This window comes from Hymenobacter segetis (genome assembly GCF_054776495.1).
In genome coordinates this window covers 550,528-575,608 of sequence record NZ_BAAHBV010000002.1, presented here as the reverse complement: position 1 = coordinate 575,608, position 25,081 = coordinate 550,528, and the positions used below count along the sequence as shown (strand labels likewise).

25 protein-coding genes are annotated in these 25,081 nt (G+C 61.8%); 16 read left to right on the top strand and 9 right to left on the bottom strand.

Annotation, left to right across the window (positions count from 1 at the left end):
* Positions 1-15 precede the first annotated feature (15 nt).
* Complete coding sequence (locus ACYU70_RS13015) at positions 16-501, top strand: hypothetical protein (RefSeq protein ID WP_342300272.1); 486 nt, start codon at positions 16-18, stop codon at positions 499-501.
* A gap of 89 nt (positions 502-590) precedes the next feature.
* Here the strand turns inward: ACYU70_RS13015 and ACYU70_RS13010 are convergent, their stop codons facing one another.
* On the bottom strand, positions 591-2,081 hold the full coding sequence (locus tag ACYU70_RS13010; protein WP_342300270.1) for a nicotinate phosphoribosyltransferase: 1,491 nt from the start codon (positions 2,079-2,081) through the stop codon (positions 591-593).
* 108 nt (positions 2,082-2,189) lie between these two features.
* Here ACYU70_RS13010 and ACYU70_RS13005 point away from each other — a divergent pair, with 108 nt between their 5' ends.
* Positions 2,190-2,906, top strand: coding sequence for a DUF1345 domain-containing protein (locus tag ACYU70_RS13005; RefSeq protein ID WP_342300269.1), 717 nt, complete (start codon positions 2,190-2,192; stop codon positions 2,904-2,906).
* 73 nt (positions 2,907-2,979) lie between these two features.
* Here ACYU70_RS13005 and ACYU70_RS13000 read toward each other — a convergent pair whose 3' ends face one another.
* Positions 2,980-3,636, bottom strand: a complete 657-nt coding sequence (locus ACYU70_RS13000) for a response regulator transcription factor (RefSeq protein WP_342300267.1) — start codon at positions 3,634-3,636, stop codon at positions 2,980-2,982.
* A 271-nt stretch (positions 3,637-3,907) separates the two neighbouring features.
* Between ACYU70_RS13000 and ACYU70_RS12995 the strand changes: the two genes are divergently transcribed.
* Complete coding sequence (locus ACYU70_RS12995; protein WP_342300265.1) at positions 3,908-4,558, top strand: response regulator transcription factor; 651 nt, start codon at positions 3,908-3,910, stop codon at positions 4,556-4,558.
* A gap of 108 nt (positions 4,559-4,666) precedes the next feature.
* Here the strand turns inward: ACYU70_RS12995 and ACYU70_RS12990 are convergent, their stop codons facing one another.
* The gene (locus ACYU70_RS12990) at positions 4,667-5,173 is read right to left on the bottom strand and encodes a KdsC family phosphatase (protein WP_342300264.1); all 507 of its coding nucleotides are present in this window, start codon (positions 5,171-5,173) and stop codon (positions 4,667-4,669) included.
* A gap of 172 nt (positions 5,174-5,345) precedes the next feature.
* Here ACYU70_RS12990 and ACYU70_RS12985 point away from each other — a divergent pair, with 172 nt between their 5' ends.
* From ACYU70_RS12985 to ACYU70_RS12970, 4 genes are all read left to right on the top strand, one after another.
* Positions 5,346-6,296 carry a Cif family virulence factor gene (locus ACYU70_RS12985; protein ID WP_342300262.1) on the top strand — a complete coding sequence of 317 codons (951 nt, stop codon included), beginning with the start codon at positions 5,346-5,348 and terminating at the stop codon, positions 6,294-6,296.
* A 188-nt stretch (positions 6,297-6,484) separates the two neighbouring features.
* Positions 6,485-7,246, top strand: a complete 762-nt coding sequence (locus ACYU70_RS12980; protein ID WP_342300260.1) for a DUF1223 domain-containing protein — start codon at positions 6,485-6,487, stop codon at positions 7,244-7,246.
* Between the two features lie 90 nt (positions 7,247-7,336).
* A complete protein-coding gene (locus ACYU70_RS12975; protein WP_342300259.1) occupies positions 7,337-7,915 on the top strand; it encodes a sigma-70 family RNA polymerase sigma factor in 579 nt (192 codons plus the stop codon).
* 9 nt (positions 7,916-7,924) lie between these two features.
* Positions 7,925-8,179 (top strand): anti-sigma factor family protein, encoded by a 255-nt coding sequence (locus ACYU70_RS12970; protein WP_342300257.1) that lies wholly within the window; start codon positions 7,925-7,927, stop codon positions 8,177-8,179.
* Between the two features lie 222 nt (positions 8,180-8,401).
* Here the strand turns inward: ACYU70_RS12970 and ACYU70_RS12965 are convergent, their stop codons facing one another.
* From ACYU70_RS12965 to ACYU70_RS12955, 3 genes are all read right to left on the bottom strand, one after another.
* Positions 8,402-8,728, bottom strand: a complete 327-nt coding sequence (locus ACYU70_RS12965) for a 2Fe-2S iron-sulfur cluster-binding protein (protein WP_342300256.1) — start codon at positions 8,726-8,728, stop codon at positions 8,402-8,404.
* Between the two features lie 134 nt (positions 8,729-8,862).
* A complete protein-coding gene (locus ACYU70_RS12960; protein WP_342300255.1) occupies positions 8,863-9,879 on the bottom strand; it encodes an NAD(P)/FAD-dependent oxidoreductase in 1,017 nt (338 codons plus the stop codon).
* A 158-nt stretch (positions 9,880-10,037) separates the two neighbouring features.
* Complete coding sequence (locus ACYU70_RS12955; protein ID WP_342300254.1) at positions 10,038-10,439, bottom strand: hypothetical protein; 402 nt, start codon at positions 10,437-10,439, stop codon at positions 10,038-10,040.
* Positions 10,440-10,739: 300 nt separating this feature from the next.
* On the opposite strand from ACYU70_RS12955, the gene ACYU70_RS12950 reads away from it, so the two are divergent.
* From ACYU70_RS12950 to ACYU70_RS12920, 7 genes are all read left to right on the top strand, one after another.
* Complete coding sequence (locus tag ACYU70_RS12950; protein ID WP_460616014.1) at positions 10,740-12,011, top strand: hypothetical protein; 1,272 nt, start codon at positions 10,740-10,742, stop codon at positions 12,009-12,011.
* Between the two features lie 21 nt (positions 12,012-12,032).
* On the top strand, positions 12,033-12,443 hold the full coding sequence (locus tag ACYU70_RS12945) for a hypothetical protein (protein ID WP_342300250.1): 411 nt from the start codon (positions 12,033-12,035) through the stop codon (positions 12,441-12,443).
* A 162-nt stretch (positions 12,444-12,605) separates the two neighbouring features.
* On the top strand, positions 12,606-14,087 hold the full coding sequence (locus tag ACYU70_RS12940) for a hypothetical protein (RefSeq protein WP_342300248.1): 1,482 nt from the start codon (positions 12,606-12,608) through the stop codon (positions 14,085-14,087).
* Between the two features lie 214 nt (positions 14,088-14,301).
* Positions 14,302-17,709 carry a hypothetical protein gene (locus ACYU70_RS12935; RefSeq protein ID WP_342300246.1) on the top strand — a complete coding sequence of 1,136 codons (3,408 nt, stop codon included), beginning with the start codon at positions 14,302-14,304 and terminating at the stop codon, positions 17,707-17,709.
* Positions 17,687-18,817 carry a hypothetical protein gene (locus ACYU70_RS12930; RefSeq protein ID WP_342300244.1) on the top strand — a complete coding sequence of 377 codons (1,131 nt, stop codon included), beginning with the start codon at positions 17,687-17,689 and terminating at the stop codon, positions 18,815-18,817. The genes ACYU70_RS12935 and ACYU70_RS12930 overlap by 23 nt, the downstream gene beginning before the upstream one ends.
* 155 nt (positions 18,818-18,972) lie before the next feature.
* The gene (locus ACYU70_RS12925; protein WP_342300242.1) at positions 18,973-20,466 is read left to right on the top strand and encodes a hypothetical protein; all 1,494 of its coding nucleotides are present in this window, start codon (positions 18,973-18,975) and stop codon (positions 20,464-20,466) included.
* Between the two features lie 150 nt (positions 20,467-20,616).
* Positions 20,617-21,276, top strand: a complete 660-nt coding sequence (locus tag ACYU70_RS12920; protein ID WP_342300240.1) for an OmpA family protein — start codon at positions 20,617-20,619, stop codon at positions 21,274-21,276.
* 73 nt (positions 21,277-21,349) lie between these two features.
* On the opposite strand, the gene mgrA is transcribed toward ACYU70_RS12920, so the two are convergent.
* From mgrA to ACYU70_RS12905, 3 genes are all read right to left on the bottom strand, one after another.
* Positions 21,350-22,339 (bottom strand): L-glyceraldehyde 3-phosphate reductase, encoded by a 990-nt coding sequence (mgrA, locus tag ACYU70_RS12915; RefSeq protein WP_342300239.1) that lies wholly within the window; start codon positions 22,337-22,339, stop codon positions 21,350-21,352.
* 240 nt (positions 22,340-22,579) lie between these two features.
* A complete protein-coding gene (gene fbaA, locus ACYU70_RS12910; protein ID WP_342300238.1) occupies positions 22,580-23,665 on the bottom strand; it encodes a class II fructose-bisphosphate aldolase in 1,086 nt (361 codons plus the stop codon).
* 225 nt (positions 23,666-23,890) lie between these two features.
* A complete protein-coding gene (locus ACYU70_RS12905; protein ID WP_342300236.1) occupies positions 23,891-24,319 on the bottom strand; it encodes a hypothetical protein in 429 nt (142 codons plus the stop codon).
* A 318-nt stretch (positions 24,320-24,637) separates the two neighbouring features.
* Here ACYU70_RS12905 and ACYU70_RS12900 point away from each other — a divergent pair, with 318 nt between their 5' ends.
* The gene (locus ACYU70_RS12900) at positions 24,638-24,769 is read left to right on the top strand and encodes a hypothetical protein (protein ID WP_342300234.1); all 132 of its coding nucleotides are present in this window, start codon (positions 24,638-24,640) and stop codon (positions 24,767-24,769) included.
* A gap of 65 nt (positions 24,770-24,834) precedes the next feature.
* Positions 24,835-25,074, top strand: coding sequence for a hypothetical protein (locus tag ACYU70_RS12895; RefSeq protein WP_342300233.1), 240 nt, complete (start codon positions 24,835-24,837; stop codon positions 25,072-25,074).
* The last annotated feature ends 7 nt before the right edge of the window (positions 25,075-25,081 follow it).

The window sequence follows — 25,081 nt, the reverse complement described above, 5'->3', positions numbered from 1 at the left end:
CTTATTCCCCCGGCAATGAACAGTAAAAAAGTCCTCAACGGCGCAGCCCTGCTCCTCGGCCTGCTGGGCGTGTATTTCAAGGTGGAATGGTGGCGCGGGGCCGATGTGCTGATACTCCTCGGCTTCGGGGCCCTGCTGGTTTCGGTGCTCGGCTTCACCGCCCGTGCCAATGCCGAAGTGGGCACGTCCGAGCTGCTGAACTACGTGATGGTGGCCACCCTGACCGTGGGCATCCTGGGCGTGGTGTTCAAGTTCCTGCATTGGCCGGGCAGCGGCGTGCTCGTACTGGCCGCCAATGCCCTCCTCCTGGTGCTGGCCCTGATGCTCATCGCGGCCAAAAAGACCCTGTTTTCGCACCAGTTTGTGACGGTGCTGGCCGTGTTTTTCTGCCTGGTCATTGCGTTGTTCAGCACCGCTTTCGTGCAGCACGGCCCCTTGCGCTCCGCGCCCGTGGCCCTGGCGATGCCCCTGCCCGCGCCCTCCGATTGGGACCCGGAATAAGCCAGGGCCGCACTGCCCGGCTCAAACAAAAAAGCCCGGTGTGCCCGGCAACGCCAAAGCACCCGGGCCTGCTTATTCGATGCTAAAAACTACGCCGGGCGCACCGGGCGCTTCTCCAGAATGAGGCTCGTGCGGTATTCGTAGAGGCCCATTTCGAGGCCCACGGGGAAGGTGTGGGGGTTGAGGAAGCGGCGCACGCCGGGGTCCAGGGCCTGCACCTCGCGCTGGGCGAGGGCGCGGCTTTCGGCCAGGGTGGGCAGGTCGAGCACGCGGCGGCCGCGCCGGAACACCGGCTCCAGCAACTCGCGGTACTGGGTTTCGGGGCGGATGGGCAGGCGGCGGGTGCTGTCGGCGGGGTCAATCAGGATTAGGTGGTTGGGCAGGTCCTCGGCCGTGTTGTAGAGCATGTCGGCGCGGGGCTTGCCGTGCTCGCCGAGGTAGCGGCGCACCTGCAAAATGCCCGGAATGCTGGTTTTGGCCACCTGCTCCGAGAGCTTGATGGTGAAATCCCAGCCCGAATCATCGGCCTTGCGCAGGGCCGCCAGCTTGTACACGCCCCCCAGCGCGGCCTGGTTGTAGGCCGTCACGAGTTGCGTGCCCACGCCCCAGGTATCAATGCGCGCGCCCTGCTGCTTGAGGCTGGTGATGAGGTTTTCCTCCAAATCATTGCTGGCCACGATGCGCGTTTCCGGGAAACCGGCCTCGTCCAGCACCGCCCGCGCCTCCCGGCTCAGGTAGGCCAAATCGCCCGAATCGAGCCGGATGCCGGCCAGCTCATGCCCCCGGGCGCGCATGTCCCGGGCTACGTGAATGGCCTGCCGCACGCCCTCCAGCGTGTCATACGTATCCACGAGAAACACCGAGTCGTCGGGAAACGCCTGCGCGTAGGCCGAGAAGGCCTGCACTTCGTTCTCAAAGGCCATTACCCAGCTGTGGGCGTGGGTGCCGCGCACCGGAATGCCATAGCGCTGCCCGGCCAGCACGTTGCTGGTGGCATCGCCGCCGCCCAGGTAGGCCGCCCGGCTGGCCCCCAGGCCCCCATCGAAGCCTTGGGCGCGGCGCAGGCCGAACTCCAGAATCTGGTCGGTGGGGCCGGCGGCTTCGCGGATGCGGGCAGCCTTGGTAGCCACCAGCGTCTGAAAGTTGATGAGCGTGAGCAGGGCCGTTTCCAGCAGCTGGGCTTGCAGCAGCGGCCCGCGCACCCGCATAATGGGCTCGTTGCCGAACACCACCGTGCCCTCGGGCATGGCGTCGATGTCGCAGGTGAACTTCAACTCACGTAGGTAGCGCAGGAATTCGGCCGGGAACATCACCCCGCCCTTGCTGCCCCGCAGGCTGCCGAGATAGGCCAGGTCATCGTCCGAAAATTGCAGGTTCTCGACCCAATCCACGGCCAGAGCCAGCCCGGCCGCTACCGCGTAGCCCCCCTGAAACGGAGCCTTGCGGAAATACAGGTGAAACACCGCCTCCCGGTCCTGCAAGCCCTGCTGCCAGTAGCCGTAGGCCATGGTGAGCTGGTATAAGTCGGTGACGAGGGCGAGCGAGGGCGCGTAGAGGCCGGAGAGGGGAGCAGCATTCATAGAGCGAAATAACAGTGAAACGACGCATTCGCTTACGACGCGGCGGCTATTCCGGCCGGTCCGGTCGTTGGGGCAGCATCGGCGGGGCCGCACTACCTTGGCGGCCAAATGAGTAAAAACAAGACAAAAAGCCCGCGCCCCATCGTGTGGGCCCGGGCAATGGACGTGCGCTGGCGGCTGGCCCTGGCGGTAATAATTGGCGCGGCGGCGGCACTGCTGGCCCCCCACCTGCTGGGCACGCTGGCCCGCGTAGTAGTGGGCTGGGTAGGCTTCGCCGCCACCGACCTAAGTCTGGTAATCCTGGGCATGTGGCAGGCCGACACTGACGACATCCGCCGCGTGGCCGCTTCCGAAGACCTGCCCCGCACCCAAGCTTTCGTGCTGGTGGTGGGCGCGGCCTTGGCCAGTCTGGGCGCGGTGGTGGGCCTCATGGGCTCCCTCAAAGGCATCTCGAAAGACTTACGGGCCCTGCACGTCATCCTGAGCGTGGCCGCCGTGGTGCTGGCCTGGACGCTGGTGCACCTCGTGTTTACGCTGCGCTACGCCCACACTTATTACAACGCCGACGAAGACACCGGCCATGATATCGGCGGCCTCGTATTCCCCGACGACCAGGGCAAAGACAAAGGCCCCAAGCTCACGCCCAACTACGTGGACTTCGCCTATTTCTCCTTCATCATCGGCATGACGGCCCAAACCGCCGACATCGGCATCGGCAACCGCGAGCTGCGCCGCGCGGCCTTGCTGCACGGCCTCATCGCCTTCATCTTCAACACCGTCATCGTGGCCCTCACCATCGGCACCATCGGCGGGATGCTTAATTGAGTTAGGAGTTAAGCCCGCCGCAAGGCATTTTGCGACTAGCAGCCGGCCTAACTCCTAACCTTTAACTCTTAACTCAAGAAATGAGCCCCCGGCTCACGGCCAGCTTGATGAGGGCGGCGGTGTTCTTGGCCTGGGTTTTGGCGATGATGTTCTGGCGGTGGGTTTCGATGGTGCGCTTGCTGGTGAAGAGCTTGTCGGCGATTTCGCCGTTGGTCATGCCTTCGGCGATGAGCTTGAGCACTTCCAGCTCGCGGGCCGTGAGGTCGGCCCCGGAGTGGCCTTCATTCGCCGCATCCTCGGTGCTGCTGCGTTGGGCCACGGCTTTGTAGAGCATATTCAGGCCGATTTCGGTGCACAAAAACGGGTTGCCCGTCGCCACGGTCCGAATAGCGTGCGTGATTTCGCTGATGGCCGCGTTCTTGAGCACGTAGCCCAGCGCGCCGGCTTCCATCATCCGGGCCACGTAGTTTTCGTGGTCGAGCATGGTGAGCACCAGCACGCGCACCTCGGGAAAGCGCTGGCGCAGCTCCGGCATGGTGGAAAAGCCGTCGAGCACGGGCATCTGCACGTCCATCAGCACCACATCCACGGGCGTGGTTTCGAGCAGGGCCAGCACTTCGGCCCCGTTGCTGGCTTCGCCCACCACGTCGAGGTCCGGTTCGGCAGAGAGAAGCGCGCGGATGCCATCACGCAGGATGGTGTGGTCATCGGCAAGAAGAAGTCGGGTCATAGCGGGAGGAGAGTTGGAACTAGGCAAAACGGGCGGCGCGCAACAAAGTTGGGAACTTAGCTTATACGTAAGAAAGGGCTACGTATTTGTACTAAATCGTCAGGGTTAATCGTGGTTTTCGAAGGGATTTATACTGCTTTTGTTGCGTCGGTTATGGTTGAGCTTAGCTGAAATGGTAATTTCGGGTTGTTTATTCTCATTTTACTAATTCGTATCCTGGGAATTCGATATATTTAGCTTTCAGCATCCGGCTCTACCTTTTTCTTCGTTCATGATTCGTTTGCTACTTACCGACGGCGATGCGCTCACCCGCGAGGAACTGCGCATTGGGTTGGGAGCGGCCATAAGCCTGGAAATAGCGGGCGAAGCCGCGACCGGCGAGGAGCTGCTGGTCCAGCTGCCCGCCCTGAGCCCCACGGTCGTGCTATTCGACCTGAGCCTGCCCGGCCCCGACGCCTTTGCGGTGCTGGCTGCCCTGCGCGAGCAGTACCCTCAGCTGCGGATTCTTGCCCGGGGCGAGCTCACCAACGAGCACTACGTGGCCCGCGCCTTCGATTTGGGAGCCAACGGCTACATCCTGAAAACCTCGCCGCTGCCGGAGCTGGTGCACAGCCTGGGCACGGTGGCGGCCGGGCGGCCATTCCTGTGCTCGGCCCTGGGCCTGGCCTTGCTGCGCCGGCTCTACCTGGCCAAGCCCGTAGACGGCACCGCCGCCCGCCTGAGCCTGGGCCTGAGCAAGCGCGAAATGGAAGTGCTGAGCCTGGTAGCCGAGGGCCTCACCAACACCGAAATTGCCCTGCGCCTGTTCACCAGCAAGCGCACCGTCGAAACCCATCGGCAGAACATCATGGAGAAAACCCGGACCCGTAACACCGCCGCCCTCATCAAGCTGGCGGCCCGTGAGGGCCTGCTGCCGGAATAGGTGGTGAGCTAAAAAAACGTCATGCAGAGCGCAGCGAAGCATCGTTACCGCGTAACGTAATTCATTTACTAGTGCGGTAAAGATGCTTCGCTGCGCTCTGCGTGACGGTTACTCGCCGCCGCCTTGCGCGGCGATGATGAACTCGGCCAGCTCGCGGAAGCAGCCGTAGCCGCCGGCGGTCTGGCAATGAAAGTCGGCCACGGCGCGGGCGAAGGAGGTGGCATCGCCAGGGCAGGCCGAGAAACCAACCATTCCCAGAATCTCCACATCGTTGGTATCATCGCCGATGAAGGCCACTTCCTCGGCCGTGAGGCCGGTGCGAGCCAGGATTTCGTGCAGGCAGGCGGGCTTGTCTTTGATGCCCAGGTGCAGCTCCTCGATGCGCAGCTTGGCGGCGCGGGTGCGCACGGAAGGCGACATTTCGCCCGTCATAATGCCCGTCAGAATGCCGTGGTTGCGCAGGCGCTCCACGCCCATGCCGTCGCGGATGTTGAAGCGCTTCATTTCCTCGCCCCGCTCGGAATAGTATACCCCGCCATCGGTCAGCACGCCGTCGCAATCGGTGAGAACCAAGCGAATGCGGCGAGCCCGGGCAGTGAGGTCTGGTAATTTCATGAAAGCAAGGAAAAAAACGAATAAACGAAGTGCAGCAAAAAGCCAAAACCGGCCCGATGAGGCCAATAGGGCCGCAAGTTCGGCACAGAAAGGCGAAGTGAAAATTGGACCAAAAGTATAATTATACCGTACCGCGTACCTTAGCATTGTGAATTGTCTTTCCTTGTATCCTATGAAGAATAAGTTGACTATCGGCGCTACGGTTGCCCTTATGTTGCCAATGGCCGCTTTTGCCCAGTCGCCCCATGATGTGGTGGTAGCGGCGGAAACAGCATTTGCGGCCCAGGCCACGCAAACCAGCACGGAGGCCGCGTTTCTGGCCAATAGTGCCCCCACGTCCCTGGTGACCGAAAACGGCAAGCTGGCCAACGCCCAGGAGGTGTGGCGCACGCGCCCCTCGCGGCCCGGCAATAAGCTGACCTGGTATCCGGTGCTGGCCGATGCGGCCCAGTCGGGCGACATGGGCTATACTACCGGCCCTTGGACCATGCTGCAAAATAACCGCCCGGTGGCGGCCGGCGAGTACGTGACCGTGTGGCGCAAGCAGCTGGATGGCCGCTGGAAATTCGCTATCGACATGGGCATCGAGCGCATTGGGACCGCGCCCGCGCAGATAGCCACCGTGGCCCGGCCCCGCCTGATGGCGGCCGCCGCCACGCCCAGCGCCGCGCCGTCCAACATCGTGCTCGAAGTCGACAGCAAGTTTGCCTCCGCCGAGCTCATGAAGCCCGGGGCCACCTACCAGCAGTACCTGAGCGCCGAAGCCCGCCTCTACCGCTCGGGCCTATCGATGATGCAGGGCGCAGCGGCCTCGGCCAACATGAAGAATATTGACGGCGGCTACCTATTCATTGCCAACACCGGCTACCTGGCCGCCGCCGGCGATTTGGGCTACGTGGTGGGCTCGCTCCACCGCCCGGCCAGCACCAACCACCCCGAAGAAAACGGCACCTTCCTGCGCATCTGGCGCCGCGAAGCCGACGCCGGCTGGCGCATTGTGCTGGAGATGTTCAACTTCGTGCCCAGCGCGGCCGAGGCTGCCGCTGCTACCCCGGCGGCACCTGCGCCGGCCGTGCCTGCGCCAGGCACCACCGGCCAGCTGCCGGCCAAGCGCCGCGAATAGTCCCGGTAGCACGCAGCGGCTCAAACTCAACGTATTCCCTCAAAAGCCCTCAGCGCGCCTTGGCGAGTTGGGGGCTTTTCTTTGAATCGGGTGTAAGGCTGGGGCCCTGGCCGCGTCTGGCCAACCAAGGAAGGGGCGGACCGTATTTGCGGCCGGCGGCCTTCAAGTCTGATTTTTTTCAGCTTGTTATGAAAGCATTAGGATGGTTGTTGGCCGTGCCACTGTTGGGCGGTTGGGTAGGGCCGACGCGGCCGGTAGTCCCGGCACCCGGGGCCGGCCGGGTGCCGGTCGTGGTTGAGCTTTTCACTTCCGAAGGCTGCTCCAGCTGTCCGGCCGCTGATGAAGCATTACGCGAGTTGGAAAAAAAACAGTCAGTGCCTGGCGTAGAGGTTATCGCGTTGGGTGAGCACGTCGATTACTGGAATCGGCTGGGTTGGAAAGACAGCTTCTCGGCCCCGGCCTACACCGAGCGGCAGCGACAATATGCCGCTGGCTTCGGCACGGGCTCCTATACGCCGCAGGCCGTGGTGAATGGCCGCTATGAGCTGGTGGGCAGCCGCCGCGCCGATTTGGTGGCCACCGTGGCCAAAGCCGCCAAAGCCCCGCAAGCCGCCGTGGCCATAGCGCTGGCCGGCAGCACGGCGCAGGTTCGCGTGAGCCGCCTGCCCGCCGGCACGCCCGCCACCGAAGTGCTGTTGGCCATCACTGAAAACGGCCTTGCTTCGCAGATTGGTCGGGGTGAAAATTCGGGGCTGCTGCTGCACCACACGGCCGTGGTGCGCCAGCTGCTGCCGCTGGGCCGGGTAGGGGCCGATGGCACCTTTGCGGCCAGCCCGGCCCTGAAGCTGGCGGCCGACTGGAAACGTCCCAATCTGCGGGCAGTGGTGCTGGTGCAGGAGGTGGCCTCTCGCCGCATCGTGGGCGTGGCCACGGCGGCGCTGGGCAATTAATCCGGCGTTGTGCTCAGCAAGCACGAAACTGCTCACGACGCAAAGCGTACTATTGCAGCGCGACCTTTGCCCAACCAGCCGTCGCCCCGCATGACCCCAAATACCCCTGTTCCGGCCCAGTGGCCGGCCCGCTTCGGCGACGAGCTTTACCGGTTTGCCCTGAGCCGCGTTTCCGATTCGGAAACAGCCGAAGAGCTGGTGCAGGAAACCTTCCTCAGCGCCCTGGATGGCCTGGCTACCTTCCGGGCCGAGGCCTCGGAGCGCACCTGGCTGTTTGTGATTCTGCGCCGCAAAATCATCGACCACTACCGGCGGCAGGCCCGCGCCACCCACGTCGGGCTGGATGAAATCGGGGACGGCGGCCCCACCGAAGCCGATTTTTTCGTGCCTGAAAACGGCCACTGGACAGGCCCGCAGGCCCCCCACAGCTGGCTTCGGGCCGATGCCGCGCTGGAGCAGCAGGAGCTGCGCGACATCCTGCAACGCTGCCAGGAGCGACTGCCGCCGCAGCAGGAAGCGGTGTTTGCCCTGCGTTTCGTGGAGGAATTATCGGCCGAAGAAATTTGTCAGGAGCTGGGTTTGAGCTCGGCTAATTATTGGGTTATCGTGCACCGGGCCAAGCTCCAGCTGCGCCGCTGCCTCGAAAAACACGGTCTCGGCAAAAACTAACTATCCGCTATGCTACGACTTATCAACTGCCAACATGCCACCATGCTCCTGGAGCAGCAGGCCGACCACGCCCTGGCCCGCGAACAGCGCGTGAACCTGTGGCTGCACCTGCGCTATTGCCCCTACTGCAACCGCTACGCCAAACAAACCGTGCTGATTGCGGAGTGGGCGCGGGCCTCGGCAGCCGCCCGTGCGCAGGCCGGCCCGGTGCTATCAGAAGCCGCCAAGGAGCGGATGCGGGAGCGGCTGGCTGCGGCGGGATAACCCGGCTGTCATTGCGAGTGGAGCACAGCGCAACGCGGCAATCCGTCCTCTCATGAGCGACAAGCCAAGAGATGTAACAAGGCCCTTTTAAAACGACAGAAAGCCCCAACACTTCGCGGTATTGGGGCTTTCTGATAAAAGAAGAGTGTCTGGTTTTGAGAGGACGGATTGCCGCGTTGCGTCTCCGCTTGATGCGCGGAATGCTCCACTCGCAATGACAATTTACGCCCCCGTTGGGGCCAGGCGCACTACCAGCCCATCAGTGCGGGGCGTGAGGCGAATCTGGCAGCTCAGGCGGGAGCCTTCGTGCACCACGGGCAGGGTTTCGAGCATGTCGAGCTCGTCGTCGCCGGGTTCGGGTAGGGCGGGGCCGGCCAGTACCTCTACGTGGCAGGTGGCGCAGAGGGCCATGCCGCCGCAGGTAGCCATGATGTCGTAGCCGCTGGCTTTCAGCAGCTCCATTAGGCTCAGGCCCATGTCGGTGGGGCCGATGAGCTCCGTGCGCTGGCCGGGTGCCTCTTCGACGTAAATGCGGATGTCGTTTTCCATAAGATTATTGGGTAGGCAGTACAACAGCACGTCATGCTGAGCGCAGCCGAAGCATCTCTACCACGCGAGTATTCATTTACTACTGCGGTAGAGATGCTTCGGCTGCGCTCAGCATGACGTGCTGCGTTGCCAGATTACATGCTGGGGGCCCCGTTGACAGTGGTGTACTTTAGGGTGTACTTCTTGTCGGGGAAAATGTATTTGAACGCGCCCTGGCACATCAGCGCGGCCTCGTGGAAGCCGCAGAGTATGAGCTTCAGCTTGCCGGGATAGGTGTTGATATCGCCGATGGCAAACACGCCGGGCAGCGAGGTGCTGTAGTCGAGCGTATCGACTTTCACGGCATCGTTCTCAATTTCCAGTCCCCACTCACCGATGGGGCCGAGCTTGGGCGTGAGTCCGAACAGCGGAATGAAGCAGTCGAGCGGCACGGTTTCGGCCTTGCCGTCGTTGCCGGTGATGGTTACTTCCTTCAGCTCGCCGTTGCCGTGCAGGTGCGTCACGTTGGAGCTGAGGACGAGCTTGATTTTGCCGGATTCGTGCAGTTTCTGCACTTTCTCGGCCGAGTCGGCCGCGCCGCGGAAGGTGGTGCCGCGGTGCACGAGCGTCACATCGGAGGCCACATTGGCGAGGAAATTGGTCCAGTCGAGGGCGGAGTCGCCGCCGCCGGCGATGACGATTTTCTTGTCGCGGAAGTGCTCAGGGTCGCGCACCATGTAGTGCACGCCTTTGCCGCCTTCGAAATGCTCCAGGTTTTCCACGGCCGGCTTGCGGGGTTCAAATGAGCCCAGGCCGCCGGCAATGGCCACGGCCTTGCAGTGAATTTCGGTGCCGTCGGTGGTGAACAACTGGAAGGAGCCGTCGTCGAGCTTCTCGAATTTTTCAACCCGCTCGCCCAGCGTAAAGGTGGGGTGGAAGGGCTCAATCTGCTTCATCAGATTGTCGACCAGGTCGCCAGCCAGGATTTCAGGGAAACCCGGAATGTCGTAAATTGGCTTCTTGGGGTAAATCTCGGAGAGTTGCCCGCCGGGCTGCGGCAGGGCATCAACAACGTGGCAGCGGAGCTTGAGCAAGCCCGCTTCAAAAACTGCAAACAGACCGACCGGGCCGGCTCCGATAATGCAGATATCGGTGGAAATGGTGTTGGACATAAAAGTGTTAAGTGCCTTTAACCGGGCGTCGGCTTTGAAGCGGCCACAACGTAGGAGGCCGTTGGCGCAAAGGTACGGGTCGGGGTCGGGGCCGCCAATCGGCGGCCCGTGCTATAACAGCCCCGGCCGGCTAAACGTTGGTCCGAAAGCGGTCAATTTCAGCCTTCGGCAGCCAGCTCGTCCAAGTATTTGTCGGCCTCCCATAGGTCGGTAAAATTGCGCCGCGGGTACTTGGAGGGCGCTTCTTCCGGCGTTTCGGCGTGGGCCAACAGCACATCGGGCGCGTGCACGGTAGCAATCATGCGCAGGCCGCGGCCGTCGAGCATTTGCTGCACTTGCTCGAAAAGCTTGGTGAGCGGCCCCGAGGCAATCTCCAGCTCGGTCATGTCGCTAAGAATCGTGAACCCGGGCTTCATCGCATCCAGCGCCTGCCGCCAGTCGCTGAGGTACTCGGGCAGCTCCTGCGCCTGGGCCAACTCGGCGAAGTGCTTATAAAAGATGCGGTTGCGGCTCGGTTCGGCGGTAATCTGGTATTCGGGGCGAAAAGCAATGAGGCGCATGAGCGGCACAGAGAAAATGAGGAACTGATGGTCTGACGACCATCCATGCCCACCGCCAGCAGTGGTCGATAGAGCAGGAAAAGCAGCTACGAAAAGCTGCAAATTTTGGCCGGCCGCAAAAATACACGTACCACCGGCGGATTGCCTACGTTTAACGGTCTGGTTTTCGGCCGGCGGGTAGTTCGCTGCGTAATGCCTATACTTCGCCCCAAAACCTAGCTTAGCGTTTCTTCTATGCCGATTTCCGTTTTTGTGGGCGTGCCCGCGCCGCGTTTGTTTCGTTGTTTCCGGCTCGCCGGAATGCTTCTCGGGTCCCTTTCATTGCTCACCGCCTGCGGCTCGGAGCCCACCGAAACCACCGCCAGCAAGCCCGCCAAAGGCACCAAAGCCGTTACTGAAGCGCCTGCTAACACGGATGCCGCCCCGCTGCACGTCAGCGTTTTTCTGGAATATTCGGGTGGCATGAAGGGTTTTGTGCCGCGCGGCGGGGCCGATAAGCCAGCTACCGAATTCCAGCAGCGCATCGGCGCACTTATCACCGAAACCCAGGTGAGCGGGGCCGTGGCCGAGCGCAAGTATTACCTCTGCGAAAATGCCGCCCCCCGGCCCGTGAAGTTTGAGCAGCTGCGCGATGTGGTGCAGGGCGAGGTGAGTCAGGCCGCCCTCGGTACCGAACTGCCCCAGATGCTGGAAGGGGTTTTGAACCGGCCCAAAGCAGGGGAGGAGGTAAGCGTGGTGATTTCGGACTTCATCTACGGCCCGGCCCGCAAGTCTGATTTTTCGCAGCTGCCGAACCTGATTCGCACGTCCATCGCGCCTGTTAGCCAGCAGCAATTGGCCGTGGCGGTATTCGGCGAAACCTCGCATTTCTACGGCAGCTACTTCCCGGCCGTGAAAACGCCCGTGCAGAAGCGCACCCTGAATGGCGAGAAAGTGCCTTACTACGTGTGGGTTATCGGCCCGCCCGCGCAGGTAGCGCGCTACGCCGCCGAGGTGTTCCGGAACGCGCCGGCTCAGCAGGCGTTTTTTGGCTTGAAAACCAAGACGCCGGCCTTCGCCCCGCTGCTCACTAAGCTCACCGACCCGAAATTAAAGTCGAGCGGCGGCACGGTATACACCGAAAACAACGGCCTGACCCTGAACCCTTCCGACGACCCGGTGGACTTTTCGGTGGGGCTGGATTTGAAGGAATTGCCTGTTGCCTGGCAGCAGCCAGCATTTTTGGCCCAACATCTGCAGGTGCGCCTGCCCAATGGCCAGGCCAGCTTGTTGCCCAACTCGGTGCACTCCCTCACCGAAGTGGAGCAGAGTGGCCAGCCGGTGCTGGCACCTTACACCCACGTGGTGCGGCTGCGGGTGAGCAAGCTGGCGGCACCCACGGCCACGCTCACCGTGAGTTTGCCCGCTCCGGAAACGCCGGACTGGGTTGCGGCCTGGAGCACGACCAATGACAATACGCCCGCGCCCCGCACGTTTGGCCTCGACCAAATTCTGGCCGGTGTCCGCCAATCGTATCCAACCACGCTGCCGGCCGTATTTACGGTTCAGCTTCCGCTCAAAAACGATAAATAACCCTGCCCCCTTTTTCAACCTATGCAAACCTTCTTCACCAGCCTGTACTCGGCCCTGATTTCCATTTTCCAAAGCCAGCGCCCGGCCGATTACGGCTTGTATAAAACAGATTTATTCTCGCTTGTAGGGTGGAGCACGCTGGGCGTGAGCCTGTTGCTGGTGCTAGCCTTTTACTACGTGTTCAACTCGGCCATGCGCACCGGCATGTTCCGCAGTACGCACTGGGCCTTGACGCTGGCGCTGGCCGCTGGCTTAGGCGTGTTTCTGGCCAATAGCCTCAGCAAAAGCCACGGCGCGGAAGTGAGCAGCTATTTAGGCTACTTCATGGTCGTGAATATGCTGGTGGCAGCGCTGTGGTTCCTGCTGTTTTCGGTGCTGCTGAAGCGTTGGAGCACTTATGCGCGCACTACGCCGTTTGTGGGGCCGTTTTAAATTCTCTTGTTAACGGCTGTCATTCTGAGCAGAGCGAAGGACTTTATCACGTCCGGGTATTCTGATGGTTTACTGCGAATGATGCTGGCCTGAGAAGGTCCTTCGCTCTGCTCTGGATGACAGCCGTTGAAAATGACAGTTCTTACAATCCGCTAGAAAACAATGTCTAAACTATTCATCTTCGCCGTGGGCGGCACCGGAGCCCGCGTGCTACGCTCCCTCACCATGCTGCTGGCGGCCGGAGTTCGCATCCCGAACTGCGACCAGGTAGTGCCCGTCCTCATCGACCCTGATACCCAGAACGGCGACGTGACCCGCACCGTGGCCCTGCTCAAGCGCTACGCCCGCATTCACGAAGCCCTGTACGGCGATGGCCAGAAGGAAAAAACCGGCTTCTTCAGCCAGCCCATGAACACGCTGGCCCATCTGAACACCAGCGGCGGCGGCGAAGAGCTGCGCGACTCGTTCGTGTACGACTTCGGTGGTATCAGCCAGCCATTCCGTGATTACCTGAAATACAACGACCTCTCGGTGGAAACGCAGGGTCTGGTCGATTTGCTGTTTACGCAGGACAGCCTCGCTGCCAACCTCGACGTGGGCTTCCGCGGCTCGCCCAACGTGGGCTCGGTGGTGCTCAATGCCGTGGTGCAATCCAAGGAAATGCGCTACCTAGCCCAGAGCTTGCAGGACGGGGACCGGGCGTTTTTCATCAGTTCGATTTTTGGCGGTACCGGCGCGGCCGGCTTCCCGCTGCTGGTGAAAAACCTGCGCGATGCCAACTCCCCGCTGGCCCACCCCGAAATCCGCCGCCGCCTCAAAGCCGGCGCCCTGGTGATGCTGCCGTACTTCAAATTGCAGGACCCTTCGGCTGATGAAAAATCAGCCGGACAGGACTTTATCGACTCGAATACCTTCGTCACGAAGACCAAAACGGCCCTCTCGTACTACGCTGACAACCTGCAGGGCTTGGAGGCCATGTACTACCTCGGTGACCAGCCCGGCCAGCCGCTGGCCAACCATCCCGGCCGTGCCGAGCAGCGCAACCAGGCCCACCTGCTGGAGTTGCTGGGTGCCTTGGCCGTGCCGCACTTCATGGAAGTGCCCGACAACCAGCTCGACGGCAACCAGCCGCTCTACCACGAGTACGGCCTGAAAGCCGATACCACCGACATCGACTTCGGCCAGCTGCCCACTGAAATGCGCCAGGAAGTGGCCCGTCCGCTTATCCAGCTGCACTACTTCGCCCGCTACTTCCTCAAGCACACCCCCGACGACGCCAAAGCGCCCTACTACGAAGCCGGCGACCTAACCGCCCAGCTGCGCAACAACCGCGCCCTGCGTGAGCTGACCGACTTCTTCGGCGACTATAACGAGTGGCTCCGCGAGCTGGGCGTGAACCAGCGCCGCTACACCGCCATCCGCGCCGATGAGGTTGATTTCAACAAAATGGTGAGCGATAAAACGGTGGAAACCGGCATTTTCAGCAAAGGCATCACGCCCGGCTTCTTCCGCGATGAGCTGACGAAGGCAGTAGGGAAGGCCACGCTGAGCAACCCGACGGAGAACGAGGCGTTGCGCTGGGTGGTGAAAGCCTTTGAGGAGGCGACGGGCGAGATTCTGGATAAAAAGCTGCAGTACTCCTAAGCGCCGTCTGTCATTGCGAGTGGAGAGCAGCGGAACGCGGCAATCCGTCCTCCTAATGCGACCAGCCCCGAGAAGTGACAAAGGCTTCAGTAGAAATTAAAACTCCATCACATTATCCAGTGACGCGCTGAGAACAGGATGGATTGCCACGGGCTGCGCCCTCGCAATGACGAACGATTCAACGACTCGCGTTACCTGACCGAAAACAACCTTCATGGCTAAAATCCTGCGATTACACGACACCGGCTCCAGCACCCACGAGGGCTGGGGGCCGACTGGCAAAATAGGGCCCCACGAAGTGGAGCGCCTGCTCGACCCGCAAGGCGGCCGTGCCGCTAAGGTGGCGGTTTCGATTCCCTCGCCGTTTGCGCGAATGCACCTGGTCGAAACCGCGTTGCGCTTCGTGACGCAGGGCGGCGTGAGCCAGGATTCGGTTTATCACCAGCTCGTCAGCCACTTCTGGGACGTGTGGGAAATGGTATTCAACTTCCACCAGCGTAAGCTGGCCAGCCAGCGCCTGCAAATCCGGGCCTGGCGCAAGGACGAGGAGCTGGCCAAGCTGCGCGCCAACCCCGCCACCCGCCCGCTGGCCGATGTGCTGGCCCTGTATCTCGACGGCCGCTTCGCGAAGCTGACCGAGATGCACCTCATCTACTTCCCCGGCGCGAATGGCGTGCCGCAGCTCATCGGCGGCACCTCGCCGCTCACGCTGTTTTTCCCAGCCCCGAATGTGAAGCCGCTGCCCGTGCAGCGCCCGCAGGGTGGGGGCTATTATTTTGATAACCAGTACGTGCCGCTGGCCAACCGCGAGGCCGCGTTCCGTGACTACGTGTACCAGGAGTTCGTGGGCGACCCGGCCCTGACGACGATGGCACCGCTGGTGCGCGACACCCTGGACCGCGGCCAGTTGCAGAAGTGGGCCATGGATGGCACCGCCAGCCTCAGCAATTTCCCCATCCTCATCGACGCTTCGAACAACCAGATTGACGTAGCCGGCGTGCTGCTGCGCGTGCGGCCCGACGAGGGCACCGTGCGCGGCTCCGATCTGTTCATCCGGCCCACCCGGGCGGGCGTGGCGGGCCCGTTACCAATCGTGTTGCGCCCGGGTTTGAAGGCTGTGGGCAAGAAGTATTACAACGAAACCATGTTTGCCGACAGCGGTGCGACTGTGCCAGCCGCCGATGCCCGCCCGCTGAAGGAGCGTACCCTGCCCGGCCCGGAGTTGCCGTACCCATACCTGACGGTGAACGACTTGCTGGAAGAAACCCTGCTGGCCGTGCCTTACGAGGTGGATGAAGCCCGGTTCTTCTGCGGTAATCTGAAAATTGCACCTGGTTTCCGCCCCAGCAGCTGGCCGCTGCTGCCCATCAAGCCGCTGTATTTCGACTACTTCACGCAGACGGATTTGGCCGAGCATTTGACGCTGGAGCTGGAATCGGCTTGCATTCGGGTGAAGCTGCGGGTGCCGGTGAGTGGCGGCGACTACGTGGATTATGAGCGTGCCTACTATGAGAACCCGCAAGGGGAGGGAGTGGGCCGGCTGCGCGTGACCAACGTGGCGCTGTCGGTGTTCCCGTTCGTAAAAGTGGCCGACGCCCCGCAGTACAACGACTTCTACAAAGTCATGCTGGTGGATGCCAACAACATCGACCCGAGCATGGTGACCAAGAAAGTCGACCTGAAATTCTGGGCCAATGGCCACCAGCTCAGCGAAACCGGCACCGACCAGAGCGCTACCCGCTACGAGCGCACTCCCAAAACCGGCCAGGACGAAGGCAGCACCTACTACGAGGTTCGCGGCACGCATTTCGACTACCTCGAAGTGCTGAACCCGGCCCCGGCCGAGGGCCGCGCGCTCATCATCCCGCGCTGGCCCGAAGTGCGCCAGGGCACCAAGGAGTACCGTTTTGCCATCGACTTCGGCACCACGAATACCCACGTCGCCATGCAGGACAGCCCCGGCCAGGAGCCCAAGCCGTTCAGCTTTGGCCTGACCGATACGCCGGTGGCCCTGCTCAAAAAGAGCACCACCGAGCCCGACCGCACCGCCTATGAGCGCCTGTACCGAGGCATCGACGACGACCCGGCCAACTTCGTGCAAATCAAGCGCTGGCAGCAGTACCAGGAGCGCGAATTCGTGCCTCCCATCATCGGGCAGGACAGTTCGCCCTACGCCTTTCCGGCCCGCACCGCGACTTACGAAGCCGCCAACTATGCCACCCAAGAGTTGAGCGTGCTCGGCAACATCAACGTGGCTTTCGGCATCATCACAGAGGAGCAACGCCGGCCGAATTACCACACCAATCTGAAGTGGGATAATTCGCTGAATATCGCCAACACCAACCGCGTGAGGGCATTTTTCAAGGAAATCCTGCTGCTGTGCCGCGCCAAAGTGGCCCTGAACGGCGGCAATCTCGCGGCCACGCAAATCACCTGGTTTGCCCCGCTGAGCTTCTCGACTTACCAGCGCAACCTCTACCAGCGCGAGTGGGATACGCTGTTTCACAGCGTCTTCCATACCACCAATTCCATGCCCTGCATGGTCGAGTCGACGGCCCCGTACTACTATCTCACCCGTCGCAACATCGTGACGCTGGGACCGGGCGAAAACGCGGCCTTTATCGACATCGGCGGTGGTACCACCGACGTGCTGCTCTACGCCGACCGCAAGCCGGTGCTGAGCACGTCGTTCCGCTTCGCCGGCAACGACTTGTGGGGCGACGGCGGGGCCGAAGTGCGCGGCTCAAAGGACAATGGTCTCGTGCGTTTCGGCGTAGCGGGGGTGCAGAGCGCGGTGCTTTCGCCCGCCGCCCGCCGGGCCCGCGAATACGTGCTGGTGGCTGAGGGGACCGATAATTTCGGCTCCGAGGACGTGGCTAGCTTCCTATTCAACTACGACCAGTTGCTGGGCTTTAGCGAGCGGCTGTTGCGGGCTGAGCACCTGCGGGTGCTGTTTTACCTGCACTTCGGCGCGCTGATTTACCATGTGGCGCAGGTGACGGTGGCCAACGGCCAGCAGCTGCCGCGCTACCTGTGCTTCACCGGTCGCGGTAGCCTGTATGTGCGCCTGCTGGCGGCCGGTTCCAACCTGCAACCGGTGGAGAAACTGGCCCGCCTCATCATGGAAAAAGCCACCGGGCAGACCGTGCCGGCCGATTTCCGTATTAAGCTAGCCGACGACCCCAAGCAAACTACCGCCAACGGCGGCGTGCTCGCCACCGGCCAGATTCCGCAGGACCCGCCCATGGTGCGCCCCGTGGGCGTGCTGCCCGACCCCGAGAATCCGCTGGCCGATAAAGGCGAACACCACCTCGAAGCGACGGCCGTCACCGACGAAATCAAACAGGCTGTGCTGGCCAACGCCCGCGCCTGCCTCAAGCTGCTGCTCGAAGACCCCGAGCTGAAGCGCGTGCAGGCCGACCTGGGCGTGAAAAACGACCAAGGCCTGGTGATGAACACATTGGAACGCAGCCTCGGCGACTCCTTCAACCTCTACCGGCAGCAGTATGCTGACGTGCTCCGCGACGGTGATACCGTGCCCGAAACGCTGTTCTTCCTGCCGTTCAAAAACGCCCTGTATGAGCTATCCAAGGTGCTTCATGACGCGCAGCCGCTCAACTAGCCGCGTCGGCTCAGTGAGCCTGTTCCAGCCGGCCGGCTGCCCGCGTAAGGGCAGCCGGCCGTTGCTGCTTCTCCTGCTGCTGGGGCTGCTGGGTGGCAGCCCAGCGGCGTGGGCGCAGCCGTCCGCCAATACACCCGCGCCTCATTTGGCAACCGATTCGGCCTCTACGACCAGTGCTGCGCCAGTTGCTCAGCCGGCTTCGCACTGGACTACGGTGTGGGCGGTGCTGGGCGGCGTGGCCATTGGCGCGCTGGGCGTGTGGTTGTTCGTGCGGAAATCACAGGCAACTAATAATTCCAGTGTTATGCTGGATGCGCCTTCGCCCAAACCCATGCCCGCACCTATGCCAGTGCCCGAACCGGTGCGAAAAAAGCCGGCTGAGAACGTGCGGAAGTCGCCGCCCGCCGAGTCGCCCGCCGCCGAAAGCACGGGCAAAGGCGTTTCGTTTCAGTCGATGCGCGAGGTGCAGGGCACTACTCCGAAGCAGCCGGCCAAGCCCTCCGGCAAGGATAAAAGGACCCAGCCCAATTTCAATTCCCGTAAATCGTCCGCTGCTAATTCTCCCCAATCCTGGCCGCCGATTGCCCCCCGCCCCTCCGCTATGAATCCAACTTCGCCCACCCCGCCGCCCACTGGCGATAACCAGCCATTGGAGCCCGGCCAAACCATTGAATGGGCCGCACCAACGTCTACGCCGCCCGCCATTCAGGAATTGATTGACAGCAGCGCCAACGAAACTGCTGCTACCGAAGCCGCGCCCAAAACTGCCGCCCCCGCCGCATCCAACGGCCCGCTGCACTACTACGCCCCGGCCCCCGACGTGCCGAGCATCGAGCACCGCAAGCTCAGCCCCAACCCGCTGCCCCAGATGCCGCTGCTCATCACGCTGCCTTCGGCGGAAGCCGCTACGGCGCAATTTTCCTTCAGCCCGCAGGCCGACCAGTCGCGCATTATCGGCAACGGCGTGCGCGAGTTGAAGGAGTTTTTTCAGTTTGAGTTGCCGCCCACAGAGCAGTTCACGACGATTAAAAACCTGAAAGCCGGCAAGCTGGAAAAGCGCGATGACGCCTGGCACGTGGTGCAGAAAGCCGAAATCGCGCTGAGCTAAGAATTGGCTTGAATGAGGTAGAGACGCAATATTTTGCGTCTCGTCGGTGCTGATGTTGTTTAGTTGCTACGGTACCTAGCCAAATGGCGAGGTCGTAGCCGTTCAACGACGAGACGCAAAATATTGCGTCTCTACCTTCGCTGTAAATCCAAGTTATGCTCCTAATTGAAATCCTCCTCATCCTGGCGCTGGTGGCCTGGCAGGCGCTGGTGTTCCTGCGCAACCGCCAGCTCACGGCCCGGGTGCAGGCCATGTACCCGCTGGCGGGCGCGGTGGCGGTGCAGCCCATTCCCTTCACGGCGGCCGACCCGGACAAAAACTTCGCCATCCAGTACGATGCGCTCATCACCCGCGATGCCTCGCCGGAGTTCGGCCAAATCATCACCGATACCAACGAATATCTGCTCAACAACCGCGGCGCGGCGGCCGACTTTGGCATTCTGAAAGACATTTCCGAGCGCCACGCCGAGGCGCTGGATGAGGAGATTCAGGCCCAGATTGCCACGCCGCTGTATCTGGGGCTGCTGGGCACGTTCACGGGCGCTATTCTGGGCTTGATTTCACTGGTGGGCAATCCGTTTGCTGATGTGGTGGTGGACCCGGCCAAGGATACTTCGTTCAGCAACGGCGACGTGCAGCACTTCCTCGGCGGGGTGCTCATTGCGATGATTGGCAGCTTGTTCGGCCTGGCCTTCACGCTGGCCGGCAACCAGCTGCTAAAGCAGGCCCGCGCCGCCCGCGACCGCAACAAAAACGCCTACTACACCTTCCTGCAAAAGGCCCTGCTGCCCAAGCTGAACTCTGACATGCAGGCCGGCATGAGCAACCTGAAATCGGTGCTCGATACCTTCAACGCCGAGTTTTTCAGCCAGATTCAGAACGACTTTTTTAGCAAGATTCACGAATTCACGCCGCTCATTGCCAGCATCACGGAGAACGTGAGCGTGCAGAAGCGCTTCCTGGAGCAGCTGGAGAAAATCGGCTATTCAGAGCTGGCCAACGCCACCATCAAGGTGTTTGATAGGGTGGACGAAAGCGCCCAGACCTTCGAGAAATTCCTGGGCTACCAGCAGGCCCTGAATACCACCGTGGTCCATAGCAACGAGGCTGCCCAGACCATCGGGGCGCTGCTTAACCGCCTCACCGCATTGGAGCAGGGCCTGGCCAGTGTGCCGCAGTACCTGCAGCAGCACGACGATGCCCTGCGCCAGCAAGTGGCGTTTTTCAGCCAGCACGGCAAGCTCCTGGCCGATTTGGGCGCGCAAATCCGCCAGGGGGTGAGCGAGGGCGTGCACCGCATGGATGCCGAGCTGGACGGCCGCCTGCAGGAGCTGCAAAAAGAAGCTTCTGAGGCTCACGAGCAATGGCAGCAGCATTTCCGCCGCCTCAATGAGAACAACGTCTACCAGAAAATCACCGAGTACCTGAATCCCTTCACCCAGCTGCCAGCCCAGCAAAAGGACCTGAACGTGCTGCAGGAGCGCCAGGCTCAACAAACTGCCCAGGCTATGCAGCGCCTAGAAGGCCGTTTGCTGGTCGACTCTCAGCTTCAGCAGCAACTCTTGCAACAGGTGGACCGCACGAACAAGGTGCTGGAAGAACTGACCAAGCCCAATTGGTTTCAACGCACCGTGCTGGGCAAGAAGTAATACTATACCAGAGGAACGGTCATGCTGAGCGCAGCCGAAGCATCTCTCCCGCTTCGTTGCGAGAGTAAATAATTAGTTGCGCAGTAGAGATGCTTCGGCTGCGCTCAGCATGACGGGCTATATAATAATCTTAGTAACCAAACCCACACTATGAAAGAGAGCAAGGACTTCTTCTGGCCCAGCTACGTGGACCTTATGACGGCCTTGTTCCTCATCATGCTCGTGCTGTTCGTGCTGGGGTTCAAGCGCTCCAACGACAAGCAGCGGGACAATGAGCGGCTGATTTCGGAGCTGAAAGTGCAGGTGCAGGAAAAGCGCAAGCTCGACGAAATCAAAGCGGCGCTCAAGCGCCTCGAAAGCAATTACTTCGAGTACAACCCCACCTACAAGCGCTACGAGCTGAAATTCCCGGTCACCTTCGCGCCTAAGAGCGACGTGCTGCCCTACGAGGCCCAAACCCCGCTGGTGAAAGCCGGCCGCTTCCTGCTGAGCCAGATGCAGTCCATCAAAAACGACGACCAGGTGCAGTACCTCATCGTGGTGGAGGGCCGCGCCGCCAAGGACCTGCGCTACCCCGCCAACGACCCGCACAACCTCGACGGCCCGGCCGTGCGCCAGCTCAGCTACAGCCGGGCGCTCGCTGTTATTCGCCTCTGGGAGCAGGCTGGGATACGCTTCCCCGCCAACCTGGAAGTGGTGGCGGCGGGCAGTGGCTTCCGCGGGGCCGGCCGCTACACCGGCAGCCAGGAAGCCCTGAACAAGCGGTTTATTATCCAGATTCAGCCCAAGATTGGGTCGATTGGGAAGTAGGGTGCGGGGCTTGCCCCCGTCCGCCGTTGAACAGAATAATCTTTCAGCGGCGGGCGGGGGCAAGCCCCGCACCCTACTTCATTATTCTTTCAATCGCTGCCAGCTCCTCCGCGCTAAACGCCAGATTCTCCAGGCAGCGCAGCGAGTCATCGAGTTGCTCGGGCTTGCTGGCCCCGATGAGTACGGACGTCACCCGCTCGTCTTTCAAGAGCCAGGAAAGGGCCATTTGGGCGAGGCTTTGATTGCGGGTTTTCGCCAGGTCATTGAGGCGGCGGACCTGGTCGAGGCGCGCGGGTGTGAGGTTGGTTTCGGTGAGGAAGCCCACGCCTTTGGCCACGCGCGAGTCGTCGGGGATGCCGTGCAGGTACTTATCCGTCAGCAGGCCCTGGGCCAGGGGCGAGAAGGGGATGCAACCCACGCCTTCGTCGCCCAGTAAGTCGAGCAGGCCGCCTTCGACCCAGCGCTCAAACATCGAATACTTGGGCTGATGGATGAGGCAGGGCGTACCCATCTCGCGCAGCAGCATGAACGCCTCGGATGCTTCGGCGGGGCGGTAATTGCTCAAGCCCACGTACAGGGCCTTGCCCTGGCGCACGATGAGGTCGAGGGCGGCCATGGTTTCGGCCAGGGGCGTGTCGGGGTCGGGGCGGTGGTGGTAGAAGATGTCGACGTACTCCAGGCCCATGCGCTTCAGGCTTTGGTCGAGGCTGGACACCAGGTATTTCTTCGAGCCCCACTCGCCGTAGGGTCCTTGCCACATGTGGTAGCCGGCTTTGGTCGAGATGATTAATTCATCCCGATACGGCCGGAAATCTTCGCGCAAAATGCGGCCGAAATTCTCCTCGGCCGAGCCGGGCGGCGGGCCGTAGTTGTTGGCCAAATCAAAGTGCGTGATGCCCCGGTCGAACGCCCGGTGCAGGATGGCGCGGGAGTTGGCCAGCAGGTCCACATCGCCGAAATTGTGCCACAGGCCCAGGGAAAGGGCCGGCAGTTTCAGGCCGCTACGGCCGCAGCGGCGGTAGATCATTTCCTGGTAGCGGATGGGGGCGGGCTGGTAGGGCATGGTGGTTGGGAAGTTGTGAACGATAAACTCCCCTCCTTACCAAGGAGGGGATGTTTTCACGAAGTGAAAACGGGGGTGGTTAGGGCGTTGAACGACTTGCGAAAGGCCCGAAACGCAAACGACACCCGAACATAGCACAAAGGCCTCGTTCGGGTGTCGCTCAACGATTCAACCACCCCAGTTCAGCCTGGCGGCTGAACGTCCCCTCCTTGGTAAGGAGGGGAGTGGTCGTTCAATCAATTAGTACCGGCGGTTGATAGCGTTCAAATCCTCAAAAGCCGCTTTCAAGCGGGCCGAGAATGACTCTTCGCCTTTGCGCAGCCACACGCGCGGGTCGTAGTACTTCTTGTTGGGCGAATCGGCCCCGCTGGGGTTGCCAATCTGGCCTTGCAGGAAGCCTTCGTTTTTCACGTAGTAGTCCTTGATGCCTTCCCACAGCGCCCATTGCAGGTCGGTGTCGATGTTCATCTTGATGGCCCCGTAGCTGATGGCCTCGCGGATTTCCTCCTGCGAGGAGCCCGAGCCGCCGTGAAACACGAAGTCGATGGGCAGCGCCTCGGCGATGTTGTGCTTCTGGCGCAGGAACTCCTGCGAGTTGTGCAGAATCTTGGGCTGGAGCTTCACGTTGCCGGGCTTGTACACGCCGTGCACGTTGCCGAACGCGGCCGCGATGGTGAAGCGCGGGCTCACTTCGCTCAGCTGCTCGTAGGCGTAGGCCACTTCCTCGGGCTGGGTGTAGAGCTTGCTGGAATCCACGTCGGAGTTGTCCACGCCGTCTTCCTCGCCGCCGGTCACGCCCAGCTCAATCTCCAGCGTCATGCCGATTTTGGCCATGCGCTCCAGGTAGCGTTTGCAGATTTCGATGTTCTCCTCAATCGGCTCTTCCGACAAATCCAGCATGTGCGAGCTGTAGAGCGGCTGGCCGTACTGCTGGAAGTGTTTTTCGCCGGCCGTGAGCAGGCCGTCAATCCAGGGCAGGAGCTTTTTGGCGGCGTGGTCGGTGTGCAGAATCACGGGCACATCGTACAAAGCAGCCATCAAATGCACGTGCTGGGCCCCCGAAATGCCGCCCGCGATGCTGGCCTGCTGCTTGTCGTTGGGCACCGACTTGCCGGCGAAGAACTGCGCGCCGCCGTTCGAGAACTGGATGATAACCGGCGAATTTACCGCCTTGGCGGTTTCGAGCACGGCGTTCACGGTGTTGGTGCCGGTCACGTTCACGGCGGGCAGGGCGTAGCCCTGGGCCTTGGCGTGCTGGAAGAGGGCCTGCACTTCGTCGCTGTGCAGCACACCGGCGCGCAGGCCGGTAAGGGTTTGGTCAGCCATAGGAAAAAGATATGCGGCGGGGCCGCGGTGGGAGGTGAAGCGAAGGTGAGCAAGCGGGCCGCCACCCGCGGCAGCCCAACGGCAAAGTACGGGCGGCGCTGCCTAACCTGAAAGGTTTCGGCCAAACGAATGCGGGCCCTGGCACCGGGACCAAAAAAAAGAGGCCGACCGTTGCAGCGGTCGGCCTCGGGCCACACGATTCATCCCACTCACTTCTGATTGTCTTTATACAATGGTCATTGACTTCGCCTGCTGGTATATTCCGAACCGGGTGCTGACCTGTAGTCTGTAAATATAGTCGCCAGCCGGCAATCCCAAGCCATTCAGGTTCAGCTTTATATTTTGGGGGCCGGCGCTACGGCCTTTGCGTACCACGCCGGCCATTTTGCGGCCCAACTGGTCGAACAAATCGAGGTGAACGTCGGCCGCGATTAGCAGCGTGAAGGGGACGGTGGTTTCGCCGGTGTGCGGGTTGGGATAATTCTGACCCAGCACAAAAGGGCTGTCGGCGGTGCGCGGCGCATTGGTCCCATCACCGGTTCGGTGGTGCCAGGGCATGACATCGGGCGTAACGGCGCAGCCGCTGCCGGGGACAGTCGTCATGTCGTAAGGGGTGACGTAGCCGGGGGCATCGGTCATGGGAAAAGCAAACAATGCGTGAGGAATAGGCAGTGAAGGTGGTAGGGGTGGAGAAGCAGGAAGTAACAACCCAAAGATGGGCGCCTAAGCGCGTGGATAAGACTGGTAATCGACGGCTTAGTTTAAAAAGTCGATGAACATTCGCTCAGTCACTCCCAATGGTTTTGCTTCAAGCCAAAGCGGGCTGATAGTGGACCGAAGCGGCTGCAACCGGGCAGCAGTCGGCGTGGGGGCGCGGCTGGGCGATTGGGTTTGAAGCCCCGGCGGCGGCCCGGCACCTTTGACGCAGCAACCCGGCCCGCCGGCGCTTTTTCTCCCCCATTTCTTTTTGCCATGCAGCGCTTCGAAGACGAATTTGACATCCAACTCCGCTCAGTCCTGAAAGCCGATGAATACGCTAAGCTGCAAGCGCAGCGGGCCGCCCAGCGCCGGGCGCGCCGCCACGGCCGCCGGCCCACCAACTAAGCCTGGCTTCAATGGGCCGGGGGCTGCTGGTCCTCTATTCCTATCCCTATTATCCTTAGCTCACCATGAAAAAGCAGGTCTATCGCATTCTGCGCCGGATATTTCGGCGGCATCTCATCGCGCCATCCCGCCTGGTGCCGCGCCGCCGGCTGAGCGCCGTGTTTGCCAGCGAAGTAGAGCGCAACGAATTGTATTGCGAAGTGGAACGGGCCTGCTACGTGCAGCTCGACGATGCCGAATTGCAGCGGGCCGAGACGTTTCAGGCGCTGGTGGCCTACGTGGTGCGCTGCCTGCCGGCGGCGTAGGAGCCGC